The sequence below is a fragment of the Gemmatimonadaceae bacterium genome (genome assembly GCA_035606695.1).
In the GTDB taxonomy this organism is placed as follows: Bacteria; Gemmatimonadota; Gemmatimonadetes; order Gemmatimonadales; family Gemmatimonadaceae; genus JAQBQB01.
This window is the reverse complement of record DATNEW010000026.1, coordinates 244,031-261,355: the sequence shown is the minus strand read 5'-3', so window position 1 is coordinate 261,355 and position 17,325 is coordinate 244,031. Positions and strand designations below refer to the sequence as shown.

General features: G+C 65.1%; 14 protein-coding genes. 8 read left to right on the top strand and 6 right to left on the bottom strand.

Annotation, left to right across the window (positions count from 1 at the left end; translation table 11 throughout):
- Window positions 1-25 precede the first annotated feature (25 nt).
- Window positions 26-250, top strand: coding sequence for a hypothetical protein (locus tag VN706_12215; protein HXT16391.1), 225 nt, complete (start codon window positions 26-28; stop codon window positions 248-250).
- Between the two features lie 231 nt (window positions 251-481).
- On the opposite strand, the gene VN706_12210 is transcribed toward VN706_12215, so the two are convergent.
- On the bottom strand, window positions 482-898 hold the full coding sequence (locus VN706_12210) for a DUF1761 domain-containing protein (protein HXT16390.1): 417 nt from the start codon (window positions 896-898) through the stop codon (window positions 482-484).
- 229 nt (window positions 899-1,127) lie between these two features.
- On the opposite strand from VN706_12210, the gene VN706_12205 reads away from it, so the two are divergent.
- A complete protein-coding gene (locus tag VN706_12205; GenBank protein HXT16389.1) occupies window positions 1,128-4,280 on the top strand; it encodes a glycosyl hydrolase in 3,153 nt (1,050 codons plus the stop codon).
- 32 nt (window positions 4,281-4,312) lie between these two features.
- On the opposite strand, the gene VN706_12200 is transcribed toward VN706_12205, so the two are convergent.
- A complete protein-coding gene (locus tag VN706_12200) occupies window positions 4,313-4,699 on the bottom strand; it encodes a thioesterase family protein (GenBank protein ID HXT16388.1) in 387 nt (128 codons plus the stop codon).
- A 44-nt stretch (window positions 4,700-4,743) separates the two neighbouring features.
- Between VN706_12200 and VN706_12195 the strand changes: the two genes are divergently transcribed.
- The 3 genes from VN706_12195 (at window position 4,744) to VN706_12185 (ending at window position 9,030) form a co-directional block, all read left to right on the top strand.
- Window positions 4,744-5,919 (top strand): MFS transporter, encoded by a 1,176-nt coding sequence (locus tag VN706_12195; protein HXT16387.1) that lies wholly within the window; start codon window positions 4,744-4,746, stop codon window positions 5,917-5,919.
- Window positions 5,920-6,001: 82 nt separating this feature from the next.
- Complete coding sequence (locus tag VN706_12190) at window positions 6,002-6,376, top strand: helix-turn-helix transcriptional regulator (protein HXT16386.1); 375 nt, start codon at window positions 6,002-6,004, stop codon at window positions 6,374-6,376.
- The gene (locus tag VN706_12185) at window positions 6,373-9,030 is read left to right on the top strand and encodes an ABC transporter permease (protein ID HXT16385.1); all 2,658 of its coding nucleotides are present in this window, start codon (window positions 6,373-6,375) and stop codon (window positions 9,028-9,030) included. The genes VN706_12190 and VN706_12185 overlap by 4 nt, the downstream gene beginning before the upstream one ends.
- 16 nt (window positions 9,031-9,046) lie before the next feature.
- Here VN706_12185 and VN706_12180 read toward each other — a convergent pair whose 3' ends face one another.
- The 3 genes from VN706_12180 to VN706_12170 all read right to left on the bottom strand — a co-directional run bounded on the left by VN706_12180 (window position 9,047) and on the right by VN706_12170 (window position 12,431).
- A complete protein-coding gene (locus tag VN706_12180) occupies window positions 9,047-9,553 on the bottom strand; it encodes a GNAT family N-acetyltransferase (protein HXT16384.1) in 507 nt (168 codons plus the stop codon).
- Entirely contained in the window at window positions 9,550-10,503 is a 954-nt protein-coding gene (locus VN706_12175; protein ID HXT16383.1) for a glutathione S-transferase family protein, read from the bottom strand. Before VN706_12175 ends, VN706_12180 begins: the two co-directional genes overlap by 4 nt.
- 71 nt (window positions 10,504-10,574) lie before the next feature.
- The gene (locus VN706_12170) at window positions 10,575-12,431 is read right to left on the bottom strand and encodes a protein kinase (protein HXT16382.1); all 1,857 of its coding nucleotides are present in this window, start codon (window positions 12,429-12,431) and stop codon (window positions 10,575-10,577) included.
- Between the two features lie 504 nt (window positions 12,432-12,935).
- Between VN706_12170 and VN706_12165 the strand changes: the two genes are divergently transcribed.
- The 3 genes from VN706_12165 (at window position 12,936) to VN706_12155 (ending at window position 17,006) form a co-directional block, all read left to right on the top strand.
- Complete coding sequence (locus VN706_12165) at window positions 12,936-13,322, top strand: hypothetical protein (GenBank protein HXT16381.1); 387 nt, start codon at window positions 12,936-12,938, stop codon at window positions 13,320-13,322.
- A 115-nt stretch (window positions 13,323-13,437) separates the two neighbouring features.
- On the top strand, window positions 13,438-15,930 hold the full coding sequence (locus tag VN706_12160; protein ID HXT16380.1) for an ABC transporter permease: 2,493 nt from the start codon (window positions 13,438-13,440) through the stop codon (window positions 15,928-15,930).
- Window positions 15,927-17,006: a phosphatase domain-containing protein gene (locus tag VN706_12155; protein HXT16379.1), complete on the top strand. Its 1,080-nt coding sequence runs from the start codon at window positions 15,927-15,929 to the stop codon at window positions 17,004-17,006. Before VN706_12160 ends, VN706_12155 begins: the two co-directional genes overlap by 4 nt.
- Before the next feature lie 40 nt (window positions 17,007-17,046).
- Here VN706_12155 and VN706_12150 read toward each other — a convergent pair whose 3' ends face one another.
- Window positions 17,047-17,304 (bottom strand): hypothetical protein, encoded by a 258-nt coding sequence (locus tag VN706_12150; GenBank protein HXT16378.1) that lies wholly within the window; start codon window positions 17,302-17,304, stop codon window positions 17,047-17,049.
- Window positions 17,305-17,325 lie beyond the last annotated feature (21 nt).

Sequence of the window (17,325 nt, the reverse complement as noted above, 5' to 3'; positions counted from 1 at the left end):
GCTCGGTACGTCGATTGCCCTCGGTATGACCGACCCATACGGAGCGAACATGCGCGAGACTGAAAGGAACGTCGGGCGAGCCGATCAGAGCCGTGCGGGCACGAGGTCGACCGCCGAGGGCGAGACGCAGGAGCCGGAGAAGGTCGTCGAGGATGACAACGTGCGTCCCGAGCGCGCGATCAGTGCGTCCGAAGGCAGCGAGGGATCGTCGTCGACGGGGCCGGACAAGGGCAGAAAACCAAATGCGTGAAGAGCGACTGCTGGCGCACGCGGACTAACGCGGGCACTTCGCGGGCTCACGCGGACGACACCAGAACACCAGAACACCAGAACGACAGCACACCAGAACGACAGCACACCAGAAAAAGCAAGAAAAAACCAGGGCCTCGGCGACCGATTCTCGACTCGGCCACGGGCCCCTGGTTTTGTCCGCGTTAGTCTGTGCCGTGACAGCGTTAGTCCGCGTGCGAGCTGTTGTCGTTCACCGCCACGCCGCCAAAATGATTCCCGCCACGACCATCGACACCAGATTGTACCCGGAGTTGATCATCCACAGTCCGCGGCGCTGAAACGAGAAAAGTCCCGTGCCGTAGCTCGTAACGCCGGCGACGAGCCAGAGCAGCACCCCGACCATCAGTCCGCGCGCGATCGTGAGATTGATGAAATGGTTTTCGATCACCGCGACGACGTACGCCACCACCAGCCCGCAGATGAAGACCTGCAGGAGCATGACGGGCGTCGCGCCCTTTTTTCCTTCCGTTTCGAAGTCTTCCATCGTCTTGCCCTGCAGCGCGACCCACTGCTTCGCGAACAACGCTTTCGAGTACCACAGGCCGCCGAGCATGAAGATGACGACGGCGGTAACGAGGACGGCGACGTAGTTGACATGCGATGGCATCGGCGGCGCTCCGGAGGAAGGGATGACAGCGGGCGATGGGCGTACCACTGCGTTCGGTGCGACGCGAGGCGGGAAGAACGGCAACAGCATGGCGCGCACTGCCGCATTCGCGCAAGATTAGGTGTCCCATACTCCCTACCCCCGGAGCGCGACACTCATGTCACGAATGATGTTTGGAGCTGGTATAGCAGCAGCGGCATTTGCCACCGTCGCACCGATCGCCCCGCGCGTGTCGACGTTCGTTCATCGCCCGGCGTCCGCGGCGACAGACACCGTGCTGGCGAAAGGGCTTCGTTGGCGAAGCATTGGGCCCGACCACGCCGGGCGTTCGATCGCCATCAGCGGCGTGAAGGGACAACCGAAGCTCGGCTACGCCGGCGCAACCGGCGGTGGTTTGTGGAAGACGACCGACGGCGGCGCGTCGTGGACGAACATTACCGACGGGCAGATTCACAGCTCGTCGGTCGGCGCGGTCGCGGTCTCCGAGACCGATCCGAACATCGTATTCATCGGCATGGGCGAAGCCGAGATTCGCGGCGACATCCAGCCGGGCGACGGCGTGTACAAGTCGACCGATGCCGGCAAGACGTGGTCGCATATCGGCTTCTCGAATTCCGACGCGATCTCGCACATTCGCATTCATCCGACGAATCCCAACATCGTGTTCGTCTCCGACTTCGGAAAATACGGCGCGAACTCCGACGAGCGCGGGATTTACAAATCGACCGACGGCGGCAAGACGTGGCGGCGCGTGCTGTACAAGGGACCGGAGTCTGGCGGCATCGACGTCGAGATCGATCGGCAGAATCCGAACGTGATGTACGCCGCGCTGTGGGAGGCGTATCGCAAGGAATGGCAGATGTCGAGCGGCGGTCCGGGATCGGGCATGTACAAGTCGACTGACGGCGGCGAGACGTGGACGGACATCACGCGCAATCAAGGCTTGCCCGCGGGCGTCGATGGGAAGATCGGCATCTCGGTGTCGCCCGTCGATCCGAATCGCGTGTTCGCGCTCGTCGAGAACGAGAACGGCGGGTTGTTCCGCTCCGACGACGCCGGCGCGACGTGGACGCTCGTGAACAACGAACGCCGCTTCCGGCAGCGCGCGTTCTACTACACGCACGTCTTCGCCGACACGAAGAACAAGGATCTCGTGTACGTCGAGAACGTCGGCACGTATCGCTCGCGCGACGGTGGAAAGACCTTCGCGCAACAGAACTTCGCCGGCGGCGATTCACACGATTTGTGGATCGATCCGGATGACGATAACCACGTGCTGCATGCGGCGGATCCCGGCGGCGACGTGACGTTCGACGCGCTGGCCGACAATCCAACGTGGAGCGCCAAGACGTATCGCACGGGACAGTTCTATCATGTCGTGGCGACCGCGCACTTGCCGTATTTCGTCTGCGGCTCGCAGCAGGACGCGAGCGAGACCTGCGTCTCGAGCGCGCAACCGGGCGGCGGCCGCGGGTTTGGCGGCGGCCGAGGCAATGCGGCGCCGGAGACGTTCAGTCCGGGCGGCTCCGAGGACGGATACATCGCGCCCGATCCGCGCGACCCGGACATTTTCTATTCCGGAACGAACGCGAACGGTGGCGGCTTTCTCACCAAGCTCAATCGCCGCACCGGCGAAGTGCGTGAGGTCAGTCCCTATCCGCGCATGTTCTCCGGCGAAGAGTCGGCGGTGATCAAGGAGCGCTGGCAGTGGACCTATCCGATCGTCTTCTCGCCCGTCGATAAGAAAACTCTCTACGCCGGCTCGCAGCACGTGTGGAAGACGACGAACGGCGGCGACAGCTGGGAGCGCATCAGCCCCGACCTCACGCGCCACGATCCGAAGACGATGGGACCGTCGGGTGGTCCGATCACGCGCGACATGAACGGCCCCGAAGTGTACGCCGTCGTGTTCTCGATCGCGCCGTCGAAGCGCACGACCAACGTCATCTGGGCGGGCTCGGACGACGGCATCATCAGCGTCACGAAGGACGGCGGGAAGAGCTGGAGCAACGTCACGCCGAAAGACATGCCCGACTTCGGGCGCGTGAGTCAGATCGACGCATCCGCCTTCGACTCGGCGACGGCGTACGTAGCGGTCAAACGCTTCCTGCTCGACGACAAGGCGCCGTACGTCTATCGCACGCACGACATGGGCAGGACGTGGACGAAGATCGTCACCGGCATTCGCGGCGACGATTTCGTTCACGCGGTCCGTGAGGATCCGACGCGCAAGGGCCTGTTGTACGCGGGCACGCAGCACGGCATCTACGTCTCGTACGACGACGGCGATCACTGGGAGTCGCTCAACTTGAACCTCGCCGACATTCCCGTGTGGGACCTCATCGTCGTGGATCACGACCTGGCGATCGCCACGCACGGGCGTGGATTCTACATCCTGGACAACATCCAGCCGCTGCGGCAGTACAACGCCGCGGCAATGGCGAGCGCCGATCCGGTGCTGTTCAAGCCGGCCGATGCCATCCGCTCGCAGCCGGCGACGATTCAGTATGTGCTCAAGCAGCAAGCCCAGGCCGTTCGATTAGAGATCCTTGATAGCAAGGGCCAGGTCATTCGCTCGTACCCCGACACGGCGAACGCGGCGAACGCGGCGAACGCCGCCGGCCGCGGCGGACGCGGCGCGGCGCCGGCGGACTCCGAAGCACCTGCGGGACGCGGAGGACGGGGTGGTCGCGGTGGGTTCGGCAACGTGAATCCCGGACGCAATGCCGGGTTGAACTCGTTCGCGTGGGATCTGCGCTACGCGCCCGCGACGACGTTCCCGAACATGATCCTGTGGGGCGGATCGACGAACGGACCATTCGCGCCGCCCGGGAAATACACGGTGCGCCTGACCGCCGACAACAAGACGATCACGCAGCCGCTCGTCGTGAAGCGCAATCCGATGCACGAAGCGACCGACGCGGATCTGCAAGCGCAGTTCGCGCTCGCGATTCAACTCCGCGACAAGGTCAGCGAGGCGAACAAGGCGGTCCTCGAGATTCGCGACGTGCAGCGACAGGTCACCGACCGACTCGCGAAATCGCAGGACGCAAAGCTCAAGTCGGCGGGGGACAAGCTGACGAAGGACGCAACCGCGGTCGAGGGCGATATCTACCAGGTGCGGAATCAGAGTGGACAGGATCCGCTCAACTTCCCCATCAAGGTCAACAACCGTCTCGCCTCGCTGCTTGGCGTCGTCAGCAACACCGACGCGAAGCCGATCGCGAGTGCATACCCAATCTTTAACGATCTCAAAGCGGAGCTGAAGGTGCAGACCGACCGGCTGCAGCAGGTGATGCGAACGGACCTGCCGGCGTTCAACGTCGAGGCCAAGCGACTGGGGCTGGAGCCGATCGTCGTCTCGAAGCCGGTGGTGTTCTAAAGAGGCTCGTCCGACTCGCGCTGCGCGCTCGCTCAGGATGACACGAAAGGCGCCAGCACTTCCCGCATTCCCTCCGTCAACTCCTTCGCCGTATTCGTGTCGTAATCGAAGTGCACCACAACAGACTTGACATCGGCCGCACGCGCGTCGTTCGCGTAGATCGTTTGCGCGAGTGTCATGCTCGTGCGGCCGAGCTTTTCCACCCACGACTCGACGCGCACGCGGTCGCCGAGCGCGACCTGACGGCGAAAGTCGATGTACAGGCTCGCGAGGATGAGCGACCGCACCGACCCGCCGAGCGTCGACAAGAAGTCGAGTCGCCCGAGCTCGGCGTATGACGCGAAGCTCGCATTGTTGATGTGGCCGAGCGCGTCGGTGTCGCCGAAGCGCAGTTGAACGTCGGTGCGATGCGTGCGCATTCGGTGCAAACTATACCGCACGGGAACGGGCTAGGTTTCCGCCGATGGACGAACCGCCGTCGCCCGCCGAACCACGGCTTCCCATCCGCCTGCTCTCGTTCACCGCGGGCGCCGTCGTCGCGAACCTCTACTATAGTCAGCCGCTCCTGCCCGAGATCGGCCGCACGTTCGGGCTGACGAACGGACGCGTCGGACTCGTCTCGACGGCATCGCAGCTTGGCTACGCGGTCGGGTTGCTCTTCTTCGTCCCACTGGGCGACATCATCGAGCGGCGGAAGTTGATCGTCGTGCTGCTGTGGTGTGTCGCGGCGTCGCTCGCCGCGTCGGCGATCGCGCCGAACGTCATGCTTCTCGCCGCCGCGAGCTTCGCCGTCGGCGTCACGACCGTGGTCCCGCAGCTGGTGATTCCATTCGCCGCGGGACTCGTCGATGCGTCGAGTCGCGGGCGCGTCGTCGGACGCGTGATGGGCGGACTGCTCATCGGCATTCTGGCGGCGCGGGTCGTCGCCGGCGCGGTCGGCGCAATCGCCGGCTGGCGCACGATGTTCGCGCTCGCGGCGGGGCTCATGGTGGCGCTCGCGTTTGCACTCGCGCGTGCGCTGCCCCGCGAGGCACAGCGCGCGCACGTGCCGTATCCCGCACTCATGCGATCGCTCGTCACCGTCGCGCGCGAACAGCCGGTGGTGCGCGACGCCGGCGCGATCGGCGCGCTCTGCTTCCTGGGCTTCAGCGCGTTCTGGACGACGCTCGCGTTTCGGCTCGAGCTGGCGCCGCTGCACTACGGCAGCGCGGTCGCCGGCGCGTTCGGGCTCGTCGGGATCGTCGGCGCGTCGGCGGCGCCGCTCGTCGGCAAACTCGCCGATCGACGCAGCCCGCGCGCGACCGTTGGAGTCGGACTCGGCATTATTGCCGCGTCATTTTTGATATTTGCGCTTGGCGGCGCAACGCTCGCCGGGCTGATCGCCGGCGTGATTTTGCTCGATGCGGGCATGCAGGCGGTGGGCGTGTCGAATCAGACGCGGATCTATCGCCTGCCGGCGGAGCAGCATAGCCGATTGAACACCGTGTACATGGTCACCTACTTCGCGGGCGGATCGATCGGCTCGGCGCTCGGCGTCTGGGCGTGGGGCCAGTGGCGATGGACGGGCGTTTGCACGGCGGCGCTGGCCTCGATCGTGGCCGCCGCCCTGGTCTACTGGCGGGGGCGGACAACCCTTTAGCCAATCGCGTTGTCTGACGGTATGATCAAGCTGAGCATAGTATACTCGGATTGATCATATACCTCCTGAAAAGGACCGTCGGATGACGCCAAGCCGCCGCCGCGAGCGCGACCCGAACGCGCTGCTGCCGCTCAAACCCATCGAGTTGCTGATCCTCACCATGCTGAGCGTGGGCGACCGGCACGGCTATGGGCTGCGCCAGGACATCGTCGACCAAACCGAAGGGCGCATCGCGCTCGAGGCGGGGAATCTCTATCGCCACGTTCGGAAGCTGCAGGCGGATGGCCTGGTCGACGAGACGGAGCCGCGCCTGGTCGATGCGGATGCGGACGAACGGCGCATCTATTACCGCCTGCTGCCATTCGGGCGCCACGTCCTCGCGGCGGAGATGTATCGCCTTCGCGCGCTCATGCGCATCGCCGAGGCGAATCGCGTACTCGTGCCGGGGCGGCCGTGAGCGGCGCCGCCGAACGGTGGTACGCGCGGCTGCTGTGGTTGTACCCGGCCGAGTTTCGGCGACGCTACGCGCGCGCCATGCTGGACTTCCACCGCGACCGTGTCGCCGCGGCGCGCCAGCGCGGCGAATCCATGCTCCTGCTTTGGACGAGCACCGTTCTCGACGTCATCGTCACCGCGGCGGCCGAACGCCTGCGGCCACTCACCACTCGCTCCACCCGCGAGCCCGTCATGCAAACCATGATTCAAGACATTGAATACGGCCTGCGCGGCTTTCGGCGACGGCCGGCCTTTGCCGCGATCATCATCGCGACGATCGCACTCGGTGTCGGCGTCAACGCGGCGATCTTCAGCGTCGTCAGCGGCATTCTCTTGCGTCCCCTGCCCTATCCGCATGCCGAGCAGGTGTTCTCGTTCAGCCACGAGGCGCCGACGTGGCTGAGTTCGGAACCGGATTTCATCGATTACAAGCGTGGGATGAAAACGCTGTCGGGCCTCGCCGCGTACACTCGCGGCAACGCGACGCTGACGGCCGCCGCGACGCCCGAACGTGTTCGCGCAATTCGGGCGACCGAGGAATTCTTTCCGGTACTGCAGGTGAAGCCACTGCTCGGGCGGACGTTCGTGAGTGAGGAGTACGGGCCTCGTATCGCGCCGTCGGTGGTGTTGAGCTATGGGCTGTGGCAGCGCGACTTCGGCGGCGATCGCCGCGTGCTCGGGCAGCGCGTGCAGATCGAAGGCGTCGCGCGAACGATCGTCGGCGTGATGCCGCCGAACTTCGCGTATCCCGAAGCGCGCACGGACCTCTGGATGCCGATGCAACGTTTTCGCGTCGACAGCGCCGGCGATCGGCAGAACAACTACCTGTTCATGGTCGGGCGTCTCAAACCGGGCGTGTCGCTCGAGCGGGCGCTGGTCGAAGCGAAAGGGGTCGCCGGCCGAATCATGGCGGCGGAGCCAAACCGCTTCGACCCAAAGCGACCGCTCACGCCCCACTTTTCGAGCGTGAACGACGACGTCGTCGGAAGCACACGACCGTATTTGCTGTCGCTGCTCGGTGCCGTGGGTTTCGTGCTGCTCATCGCGTGCGCGAACGTCGCGAACCTGCTGCTGGTGCGCGGCGAAGCGCGGCGGCGCGAGATGGCGGTGCGCAGCGCCCTCGGTGCCTCACCGCGGCGCCTCGCGACACAACTACTTACCGAGAGCGTTGCCTTGTCGTGCATCGGCGGCGCGTTGGGCCTGCTGCTCGCGTGGTCGGGCGATCGCGCGTTGATTGCGCTCGCGCCGCCATCAATCCCGCGCCTCGACGAGATCGGTATCGACTGGCGCGTGTTGTCGTTCACCGCGGTCGTAGCAATGGCGACCGGTGTGCTCGTTGGCGTGATGCCGGCGTGGCGTGGCTCGCGGTCCGATCCGGTGAGCACGTTGAACGAAGGCGGCAAGACCACCGCGATCGACAGCGGCCGCGGAATCGCGCGGCGCGGACTCGTGATCGCCGAAGTTGCGCTCGCCGTGATGATGCTGACCGGCGCGGGCATGTTGTTGCGCAGCCTGTGGCATCTCGAGAAGGCGGGCGTGGGTTTCAATCCCGCAAACGTGTTGACGGCGAAGGTCTCGATCTCGCCGCGAGAGTACAACGACGCACGCGCGGCGGTTTTCTTCGATCAATTGGTGAGTCGACTGCGCGCCGTGCCCGGTGTGCGGGAGGTCGGAGCGTCGGGATGGCTGCCGGTCGTGGATGCAGGCGGATTGTGGGGCTATCGTCCGGAAGGCGGCGTCTTTCCCGATGGGCGTTGGCCATTCGCGGTGCCGCAACAGGTCACGCCGGGATACTTCAAGGCGGCGGGCATTCCATTGTACGAAGGGAGATCGTTCACCGCGCAGGATCGCGCCGACGGCGAGCTCGTCGTGGTCGTGAGTCGCAAGCTCGCGGAGAGTGCGTGGCCGGGAGCGAGTGCGATCGGCAAGCGTATCCAGCTCGGGGGCGATGACGCGCCGTACCTTCGCATCGTCGGAGTCGTCGGCGACATCCGGGCGCGCGGCTTCGGCGACGTGGTGGAACCGACGATGTACTTCGCGTACGCTCAATCGGCGAAGAGCGCGTACTTCATGCCGCGGTCGATGGCGCTGTTGCTGCGCGTGAACGGCAATCCACTCGGCTACACGGCGCAGGTGAATCGCGTCGTGCATTCATTGGACGCGAATGCGCCGGTCTCGGAGGTGCGAACCCTCGAGGCGGTCGCGGGCCAGTCGGTGGCGGTGCGCCGATTCAACACCGCGCTGCTCGCGGGGTTCGCGGGGCTTGCGCTGCTGCTCGCGGGCATTGGTGCGTATGGCGTGATCTCGTACGGCGTGTCGCAGCGGCGATTCGAGATCGGCGTGCGTCGCGCGCTCGGCGCCGCCGATCCGTCGGTGATGATGCTCGTGATGTCGGATGGATTGCGGTTGGCGGGCGTCGGACTGGTCATCGGGCTGGCCGCATCGATCGCGGCCGGTCGTGCGATTCGGGCGATGCTGGTTGATGTTCCGATCGTCGATGCGCCGTCGCTCGCGGTCACGATGGCGGCGTTGATCGTCGTCGCTTCGCTCGCGTCCCTGCTTCCGGCGCGGCGAGCGCTGCGGGTGAATCCAGCGGAAGCGTTGCGCGGAGATTAATCGAGATTAATCGAGGTTAATCGCCGAGTGCGAGCCGATACCCTTCCACGCGCTCGGCGCCGGGGGGTTGGAAGTCGGATTCCGGTGCGCGCTCGAAGCCCATTGCGCGATACATGCGGATGGCGGCCTGCATGCTGTGGGACGTGTGCAGACCGATCTCGGTAGCGCCGGCCGCGCGCGCGCGGCGTACGCATTCGGCCATGAGCGCGCGCGCGATGCCGCGTCCGCGCATGGCGGGATCGACGGAGACGAGCCGCACTTCCGGCCAACGCACGCGGCGCGCGGCGTCGCCATAGGCATTCGCGGCCGGCGGATAGAGCATCGCGGCGCCGACGATGCGCCCGTCGTCCTCCGCGACGATGCGTTCGGCGGGCTCGCTCGATGCGAGCGCGGTCTCGATCGCCGCGGACAGTCCGGCCCATGACGTCGGGCTCATGATCGTGCCGTACTCCGCATAGGCGCGCCGAATGAGATCGGCGACGACGGGCAGCTCGTCGTCGCGAGCGGCACGAACGGTGATCACCGAGTCGGCTGCGCACCGCGCCGCGTCGATGCGCTCCAATCGACGACCGGCCCTTTCGGCACGATGCGATTCGGATTGATCTGATCGTGCGTCATGTAGTAGTGCCGCTTGATGTGATCGAAGTTGACGGTCTCACGGAATCCCGGCTGCTGATAGAGAAAGCGCGCGTAGTCCCAGAGATTTGGATAGTCGATCAAGCGCCGGATGTTGCACTTGAAGTGGCCGACGTACACCGCGTCGAAGCGGACGAGCGTCGTGAAGAGGCGAATGTCCGCTTCGGTGAGCTGCTCGCCGACGAGATAGGTGCGCTCGTCGAGATGCGCCTCGAGCGCATCGAGCCGAGCGAAGAGCATATCCACGGCGCGCTCGTAGACACGTTGCGTCGTCGCAAAGCCCGCCATGTACACGCCGTTGTTGACGTCGCGATACACGTGCGCGTTCAGCTGGTCGATTTCGGCACGCAGCGGTTCGGGATAGAGATCGGGAGCTCCCGGCTCATCATACTTCTTGAATTGCTTCTCGAAGTCGATCGTGATGTCAGGATAGTTGTTGGTGACCAGGCGACGCGTCTCCCGATCCCAGAGACACGGCACGGTGTAGCGTCCGGTGTACGACGGATCGGTCGCGAGGTATGCCTCGGAGAGAAATTGAAAGTCGCAGACCGGGTCGTGCGTATGACCGTCGCCCTCGCGAAAGGCCCAGCCACGTTCGTCGCGAATGGGATCGACGACGGACATCGAGATGACGTCCTCGAGCCCGAGCAGCTTGCGCACGATGATGGCGCGGTGCGCCCACGGACACGCGAGGGACACGTAGAGATGATAGCGCCCGGGCACGGCGGGAAATCCCGAGGATCCGTCGGCGGTGATGCGGCCGCGAATCGAATATTTCTGTCGCACGAATGCGCCGTCGGTGGACATCTCCGCCGGGAACTGTGCTGAAGCGGTCATGTCGAAATAGTAGTGACATCGCCGTTGGTCATCCCGAGCGGAGGCGCGCAGCGGATGACAAAGACGTAGAGCTACTTCCTCGTCGTGTCGGGCCGCACGCGCGTCGTATCGGGGCGCGTACGTCCCGTGTCCGGACGTGCGCGCGCCGTATCACGCGGGGCGGTCGCCGTGTCGCGGCGCGGTGTCACTGGCGCCGGCGGGGGCAGTACTGGCTTCGCCACGCTGTCCGCCGGTGGATCAGGAATCGGACGCGGCGTCGGATTCGTGAAGTCGCGCTCGGCCGCCGCGCGTTCGCGAGCGGCTTCGCGCCGTGCGGCCGCCCGGCGTGCCGCGGCAGCGGAATCAGCAGCCGGATTCGACGCCGTTGCATTCGCGCGATGCGTGCTGTCCGTGTGCGCGGACGTGCTGTCGATCGGAGCCGCGGCGGCGGCCGGATTCGATGAATCGGGACGCGTGAACGGCGTCGCGCTGAACTTGTTCGGTGCGAGCGCGCCGCCGGCGGTTTGAGTGAGGAATCCACCGCGTGGAGTCACCGCGGGTGCCGGCGGAATTCCGGGCGCCGTCGGCACGACCGTCGAGTTGCCGAGTCTGATCGCCGGCGCCGAATTCGTGCGATGCGTCAAGCTGAATATGCCGGCGACGAGAATGATGAGCATTGTCGCGATGCCCGCAGGAATCATCCAGCGCGGGCGTCCGCCTTCGCCGCCCACCGCCACGAGATCCGATTCGTCCTGGTCGATCGCCTCGAACTTCTCCCAATCCGTCTTGGGTGGCTTCTTGAGATGCGGCGGCGGCGCGGGTACCGCCGTGGCGGCGACAGCCGCGCCCGCGGCCAACGCTTCCTTGCGGACGCGCTCGACTTCGAGACGATACGCTTCGAGCTCCGACAAGCGGCGCTCGAGATCGGCACGCTGTTGATCGAGCTCGGCGCGCACCGCCGCGAGCTTGTCCTTGCGCTCCTTCATCAAGCGATCGAACTCGGCGCGCTCAGATGCCATCGCGGTGCGCTCGGCCTCGATGGCGGCGCGCTCGTCCGACATGATGCGATCGAATTCCTCGCGTTCTCCCGCGAGAATCGATGCCTGCTCGGCCGCGTGCTGCTCGGTCTCCTGACGCTGCACCTCGCACTTCTGGAGCTCGCGCGCGTGCTGTTCGTCGTACTCTTCCTTCATCGCGGCGATCTCGACTTCGGCTTGCTTGAGCACGTCGGCGGCGGCGATCGTCGCGATGAAGGTCGCGACGTCGGGGGCAGCCGCGTGGTCCTTGGCCGCGAGCATCTTGGTCACGGCGTCGGTCACGCGCGTCGCGAGGTTCGGCGCGAGCGAGGCGAGCGGCTCGACCGAGTCGCTTTCGCCGTACGGCTTGCCGGCGTACATGGCCCAGGCCAGCATGGCGATCGTGCGCGCGTCGCCCGCGCCGTCGGGCACTCCACTCATGGCAATCGGCGTCGGCCCCAGTGACACACGGACACGATCGCTGCCCTGCTCGAAGATCAATGTGTCGGGCGTGACGCCGCGATGCACTACGCCTTTGTCGCGGGCCCAGTCGAGCACGGCCTTCACGTCCTCGAGAATGGCGGCGATGCGCGGGCTGCTGAATTGCTCGCCGCGCTCGAGCCGTTCACCGAGCGAGTCGCCGTTCACCCGATCGGTGACGACGGCGAACGCGGTGGTGCCGAGCCAGCAGCCGTCGATCACGCGAATCATGCCGGGGTGCGACATGTTCACGAGCATGCGTGCGTCGGACGCGAGGTGTGACAGCTCGTTGTTCTGCCCCGGCGCGCGGACCACCATGATGGCGACCTCGGCCGCGGGGTCTTTCATCCTGCCGATATATGTACGAACGGCGTCGGTGCCGCGGAGCTCGCCAAGCACCTCGTAGCGTTGATCCAGCCCGCGCAATTCGGCCGTGTTCTGCCCTTCGCTCATCGAGCGCACTCCAGTCAGACGGTGGGGGTCCCGCGCGGAGAGAAGTGCGGAATCCGTGCCGCGGCGAAGTGGGCCGTGGACAAGGTCCGGCGCTGCCGGACTCGGGCGGGGATACCATCGGCGAAGAACAGCAGGGAAACAGCAACCACGGACCACGTCTGACGAGATCTGAAAACAGCTTGCTGTGCTGTTGTGGTTTTCTCAGATCTGGTCAGATCTGGTCTGTCATTGTCGTTTTTTTCGCGTTCATGCACCGACCGCCAGCCTGTCACGGTTCCAAGCGGCCCTCCTCGAGGGACCACGCGACAGCGCTCGGCCACGACTCGGCTTCATACCGCAACACGCCTCTCCGCGCGCGTGCACAGTCGTGACGAAACAGACTCGGTCCGCCCACCGAAGACGTACATCATCTGAACATCCTCATTGAACCTCGCGTGTGTCTCATCACGTAGAAGAGGTCACTGCAGGACGTCCGTTATTCTCAGAGAGAGAGAGAGGTGCACCATGTTGTTCTCCGCGCTGCTCGCCGCTTCGCTGCTCGCCGCTCCGTCGAACGCGTGTCCGACGCCGACACAAACCGGCACCTATCGATTCACCGCGCTCACCAAGGACAGCACGAACGCCAAGATCGGCATGATCGTGCTCGAGAACATCGAAGGGTGTCTCGAGGCGACGATGCTCACCGACGACGCGGGTCCCGCGATCATCGATCACCTCGCGGTGAACGACGGCGTGCTCACCGGCGTGCTTCGCGTGTCGAACGGCATGGCGAAGGTCACCCTTCGGTTCACTCCATCCGGCATCGCGGGCTCCATCGTCGATGGCAAGAAGGAATGGAACCTCGCCGCGCGTCGGACGAGCGGAACCGCGCTGGACGTCGCCGTGAAGTAGTCGTTGTACGGCGACTGGAGTCGGCCGACCCAACCCATACGTGTTCCGGGCTGTCAGATACCGTGGAACTCTCGTCCCGCCGATCGCGTACGGCCATGGGCCATCACCGACTCCAATGCGCCATCTGAAGCTCGCTTTTCGGACGCTCTTCAAGACGCCCTTCGTCACCGTCGTCGCCATTCTGTCGCTGGCGCTCGGCATCGGTGCGAATGCGGCGATCTACTCGATGTTCAATCAGATTCTTCAACGGCCGCTTCCGGTTCCGCATCCGGAGCGGCTGGTGAATCTGGGGAACCCCGGACCGCAGTACGGCTCGAACTCGTGCAATCAGGCGGGCGGCTGCGACGAGATCTTCAGCTATCCGATGTTCCGCGATCTCGAGAAGGCAAAGACCGCGTTCTCCGGCCTCGCGGCGCATCGCTTGATGAGCGCCAACGTCGCGATGCCCGGACAGACGCCGCTCAACGGCGAGTTGATGCTCGTCTCCGGATCGTACTTCGACGTCCTCGGCATCAAGCCGACGATCGGCCGGCTCATCGCGCCCGAGGATGATGCGACCATCGGCGCGAACTACGTCGCCGTGCTGAACTATGCCTACTGGGAAAACCAGCTCGGCTCGAATCCCAACGTGCTCGGGCAGAAGATGACGGTGAACGGACAGCAGTTCACGATCGTCGGCGTCGGCCCGCGCGGCTTCAACGGAACGACGATGGGTGCGCGTCCGTACCTGTACATCCCGATCAGCATGCGCACCGCGATCGACGGCGGCTTCCATGGTTTTGAGAACCGCCGCAACTACTGGGTGTATCTGTTCGCGCGACTCAAACCCGGCGCGTCGATCGAACAGGCGACGAACGCGGGCAATACCGTCTACAAGCCGATCATCGACGACGTCGAGGCGCCGTTGCAAAAAGGAATGAGCGCCGCCACGTTGTCGCGATTTCGCGCGAAGACGTTGAAGCTGACGGACGGCCGCAAGGGGCAGAGCTCGATCATCAAGGAATCGAAGACGCCGCTGCTGCTGCTCTTCTCGATCACCGGCATCGTACTGCTCATCGCGTGCGCGAACATCGCCAATTTGCTGCTGGCGCGCGCGGCAAACCGCTCGATGGAGATGGCGGTCCGCCTCTCGCTCGGCGCGCTTCGGCGACAGCTGATCACGCAGCTGCTCACCGAGTCGGTGCTCCTCGCCGTGATGGGCGGCCTCGTGGGAATTGGCGTCGCGGTCTGGACGCTGCGCGGCATGACCGCGATGCTGCCGCCCGAGGTGACGTCGACGATGCCGTTCACGTTGAGCGGTGCCGCAATCGCGTTCACGGCGGTCGTCTCGCTCATCACGGGCATTCTGTTCGGGCTCGTTCCGGCACTGCAAAGCACGCGGCCCGATCTCGTCACCGAATTGCGAAACAACTCCGGCAAGTTGTCGGGCGGCCGCGGCGCCGCGCGCTTTCGTACGTCGCTCGTCACGGCGCAGATCGCGCTCTCCATGGCGCTGCTCATCGCCGCGGGGCTATTCATCAAGAGCTTGCGCAACGTGAGCCGTGTGGATTTGGGGATCACGGTGGACAACATGGTGACGTTTGGCATTTCGCCCGGACTCAGCGGATACGACAGCACGCGCGGCACGGCATTGTATGCGCGCATCGAAGACGTCATGCAGTCGCTGCCGGGCGTCTCGGGCGTGACGACGGCGATGGTTCCAATTCTTGCCGGCAACAACTGGGGCAACGGAGTGTCCGTCGAGGGATTCAAGAAGGATCCCGACACGGACGACAACTCGCGATTCAATGCGGTCGGCCAGAACTACTTCAAAGTCCTGGGCGTGCCGCTGCTCTCGGGTCGCGACTTCACGGCGAGCGACGGCACCGGCCAGCAAGTCGCGATCGTCAACGAGGCGTTCGCCAAGAAGTTCAACCTCGGCCGCAACGCGGTCGGCAAGCACATGTCCGTCGGCAACGACTCGCTCAATATCGAGATCATCGGGCTCGCGAAGGATTCAAAGTACTCGGAGGTCAAGGATCAGATTCCCCCCGTCTACGTGCTTCCGTATCGTCAGGTGGGCCGTGTCCCGAACATGACGTTCTATCTGCGCAGCGCGCTGCCGACGGATCAAATCGTGCGGGCGATTCGCTCGTCCATGCACAGCATCGATCCCAACCTGCCGATCGAGGAGCTCAAGACGATGCCGCAGCAAGTGCGCGACAACGTCTTCCTCGATCGGATGATCAGCACGATGTCGGTGGCGTTCGCCGTGCTGGCGACGATCCTCGCGGCGATCGGTCTCTACGGCGTGCTCGCGTACTCGGTCGTGCAGCGCACCCGCGAGATCGGCGTTCGCATGGCGCTCGGCGCCGACGGCTCGCGCGTGCGCTCGATGGTGCTTCGGCAAGTCGGCGTGATGACGCTGATCGGCGGCATCATCGGACTCGCGGGCGCGATCGCGCTTGGCAAGAGCGCGCAGTCGCTGCTCTATCAATTGAAGGGCACCGACCCGCTTGTATTCGGAATGGCGGCGTTGTCGCTGCTCATCGTCGCGTTCGCGGCGGGGTACGTGCCGGCCTTGCGGGCGTCGCGCATCGATCCGATCCAGGCGTTGCGTTACGAGTGACGCCCGGCTGGCGGGACCGGCTGGGCGATCTCGCCGGCGAGGTATTCAACGAGGCCGAACGTTTGGGCCTTCGCATCCTCGCCGGCTCCGGTCCGCAGCCGTATGAGATTCAGGCGTACCGCGGGTTCGGCACGCACCAACGCATGCTGGTCCAGGGTCGCGTGCTGGAATCGCGCGACATCGGTCCGTCGCGCGACAGCGACAGCGCGATCGGCAATCTGATCAACACCTATAAGCGAATCGGCAGCGCGGGCGTCCCGCGTGCGCGCGTGCGAGTCACGTTCGACGACGTCGTGCGCGAAGTGGTCGCCGACGACGAAGGATTCTTTCGCGAATGGATGGAGGTCGTTCGACCGGTCTCGGCTGAGGACTGGCAGCGCGCGCGACTGCGCTTGCTGGCGCCGCTACGCGCGAATCAACCGGACGTGCTCGCGGCCGCCGACATTCGCGTTCCGCGGGAGACGGCGTCGTTCGGCGTGATCAGCGATCTCGACGACACCGTGATTCAATCCGGCGTATCGAATGTGTTGTCGGCGGCGCGCGCGCTCGCGTTGGGAAATGCGCGCACGCGATTGCCATTCGAGGGTGTGGCGTCGTTCTATCGGGCACTCGAGCGCGGCGGCGACGGCCAGCGTCGCAACCCGATCTTCTATGTCTCGTCGAGCCCGTGGAACTTGTACGACGTCATCGCCGAATTCCTGGAGCTCAAGGAAATTCCGGCGGGCCCAATTCTGCTTCGCGATTGGGACGTGAGCATGAACGCCCTACATGGCGAAGAGCTGCGGCGCTACAAGGAGCCGTTGATTCGAGAGATCCTGACGCTCTATCCGTCGCTGCCGTTCATTCTGATCGGCGACACCAGTCAGCATGATCCGGAGATCTACCGCGCGATCACGCATGAATTTCGCGGGCGCATTCTCGCGATCTACATTCGCGACGTCAGCGCGAATGCGGAGCGTTCGGCGGCGGTGCGTGCACTCGCGGACGAAGTGCGCGCGGCGGGTTCGTCATTGGTGCTGGCCGAGGATACGAGTGGCGTCGCGCGGCATGCGCGGGAGAGCGGATGGATCGCGTGACGATGCGTGACGATGCGTGACGATGCGTGACGACGCGTAATTACGCGGGCCGCTGCGATTCGTCGGCGGGCGACTTGGGCGGTGCTTCGGCGCTCACCAACTCGTTCAGATACTCGAGCGTGACGAGCGGCGATGCCTCGCCCTTCTTCCGCCGTGCCTGAATGTGCGTGGAGATCTCGAGACGCTGCGCGCCCGAGAGGGCGTCGAGCGTGATGTGATAGCCGGGGATTTCCACCCGGAATTTTCCGCACTTCGGACAGTCCACGTCGATGACGCGGCTATCCTCGGTGAAGTGCACTTTTGCGGTCGCGACGCGGCA

Coding starts and splice junctions, on each gene's coding strand:
- VN706_12215 (HXT16391.1), top strand. CDS start 26: ATGACCGACCCATACGGAGCGAACATGCGCGAGACTGAAAGGAACGTC.
- VN706_12210 (HXT16390.1), bottom strand. CDS start 898: ATGCCATCGCATGTCAACTACGTCGCCGTCCTCGTTACCGCCGTCGTC.
- VN706_12200 (HXT16388.1), bottom strand. CDS start 4,699: ATGCGCACGCATCGCACCGACGTTCAACTGCGCTTCGGCGACACCGAC.
- VN706_12195 (HXT16387.1), top strand. CDS start 4,744: ATGGACGAACCGCCGTCGCCCGCCGAACCACGGCTTCCCATCCGCCTG.
- VN706_12190 (HXT16386.1), top strand. CDS start 6,002: ATGACGCCAAGCCGCCGCCGCGAGCGCGACCCGAACGCGCTGCTGCCG.
- VN706_12175 (HXT16383.1), bottom strand. CDS start 10,503: ATGACCGCTTCAGCACAGTTCCCGGCGGAGATGTCCACCGACGGCGCA.
- VN706_12170 (HXT16382.1), bottom strand. CDS start 12,431: ATGAGCGAAGGGCAGAACACGGCCGAATTGCGCGGGCTGGATCAACGC.
- VN706_12165 (HXT16381.1), top strand. CDS start 12,936: ATGTTGTTCTCCGCGCTGCTCGCCGCTTCGCTGCTCGCCGCTCCGTCG.
- VN706_12160 (HXT16380.1), top strand. CDS start 13,438: ATGCGCCATCTGAAGCTCGCTTTTCGGACGCTCTTCAAGACGCCCTTC.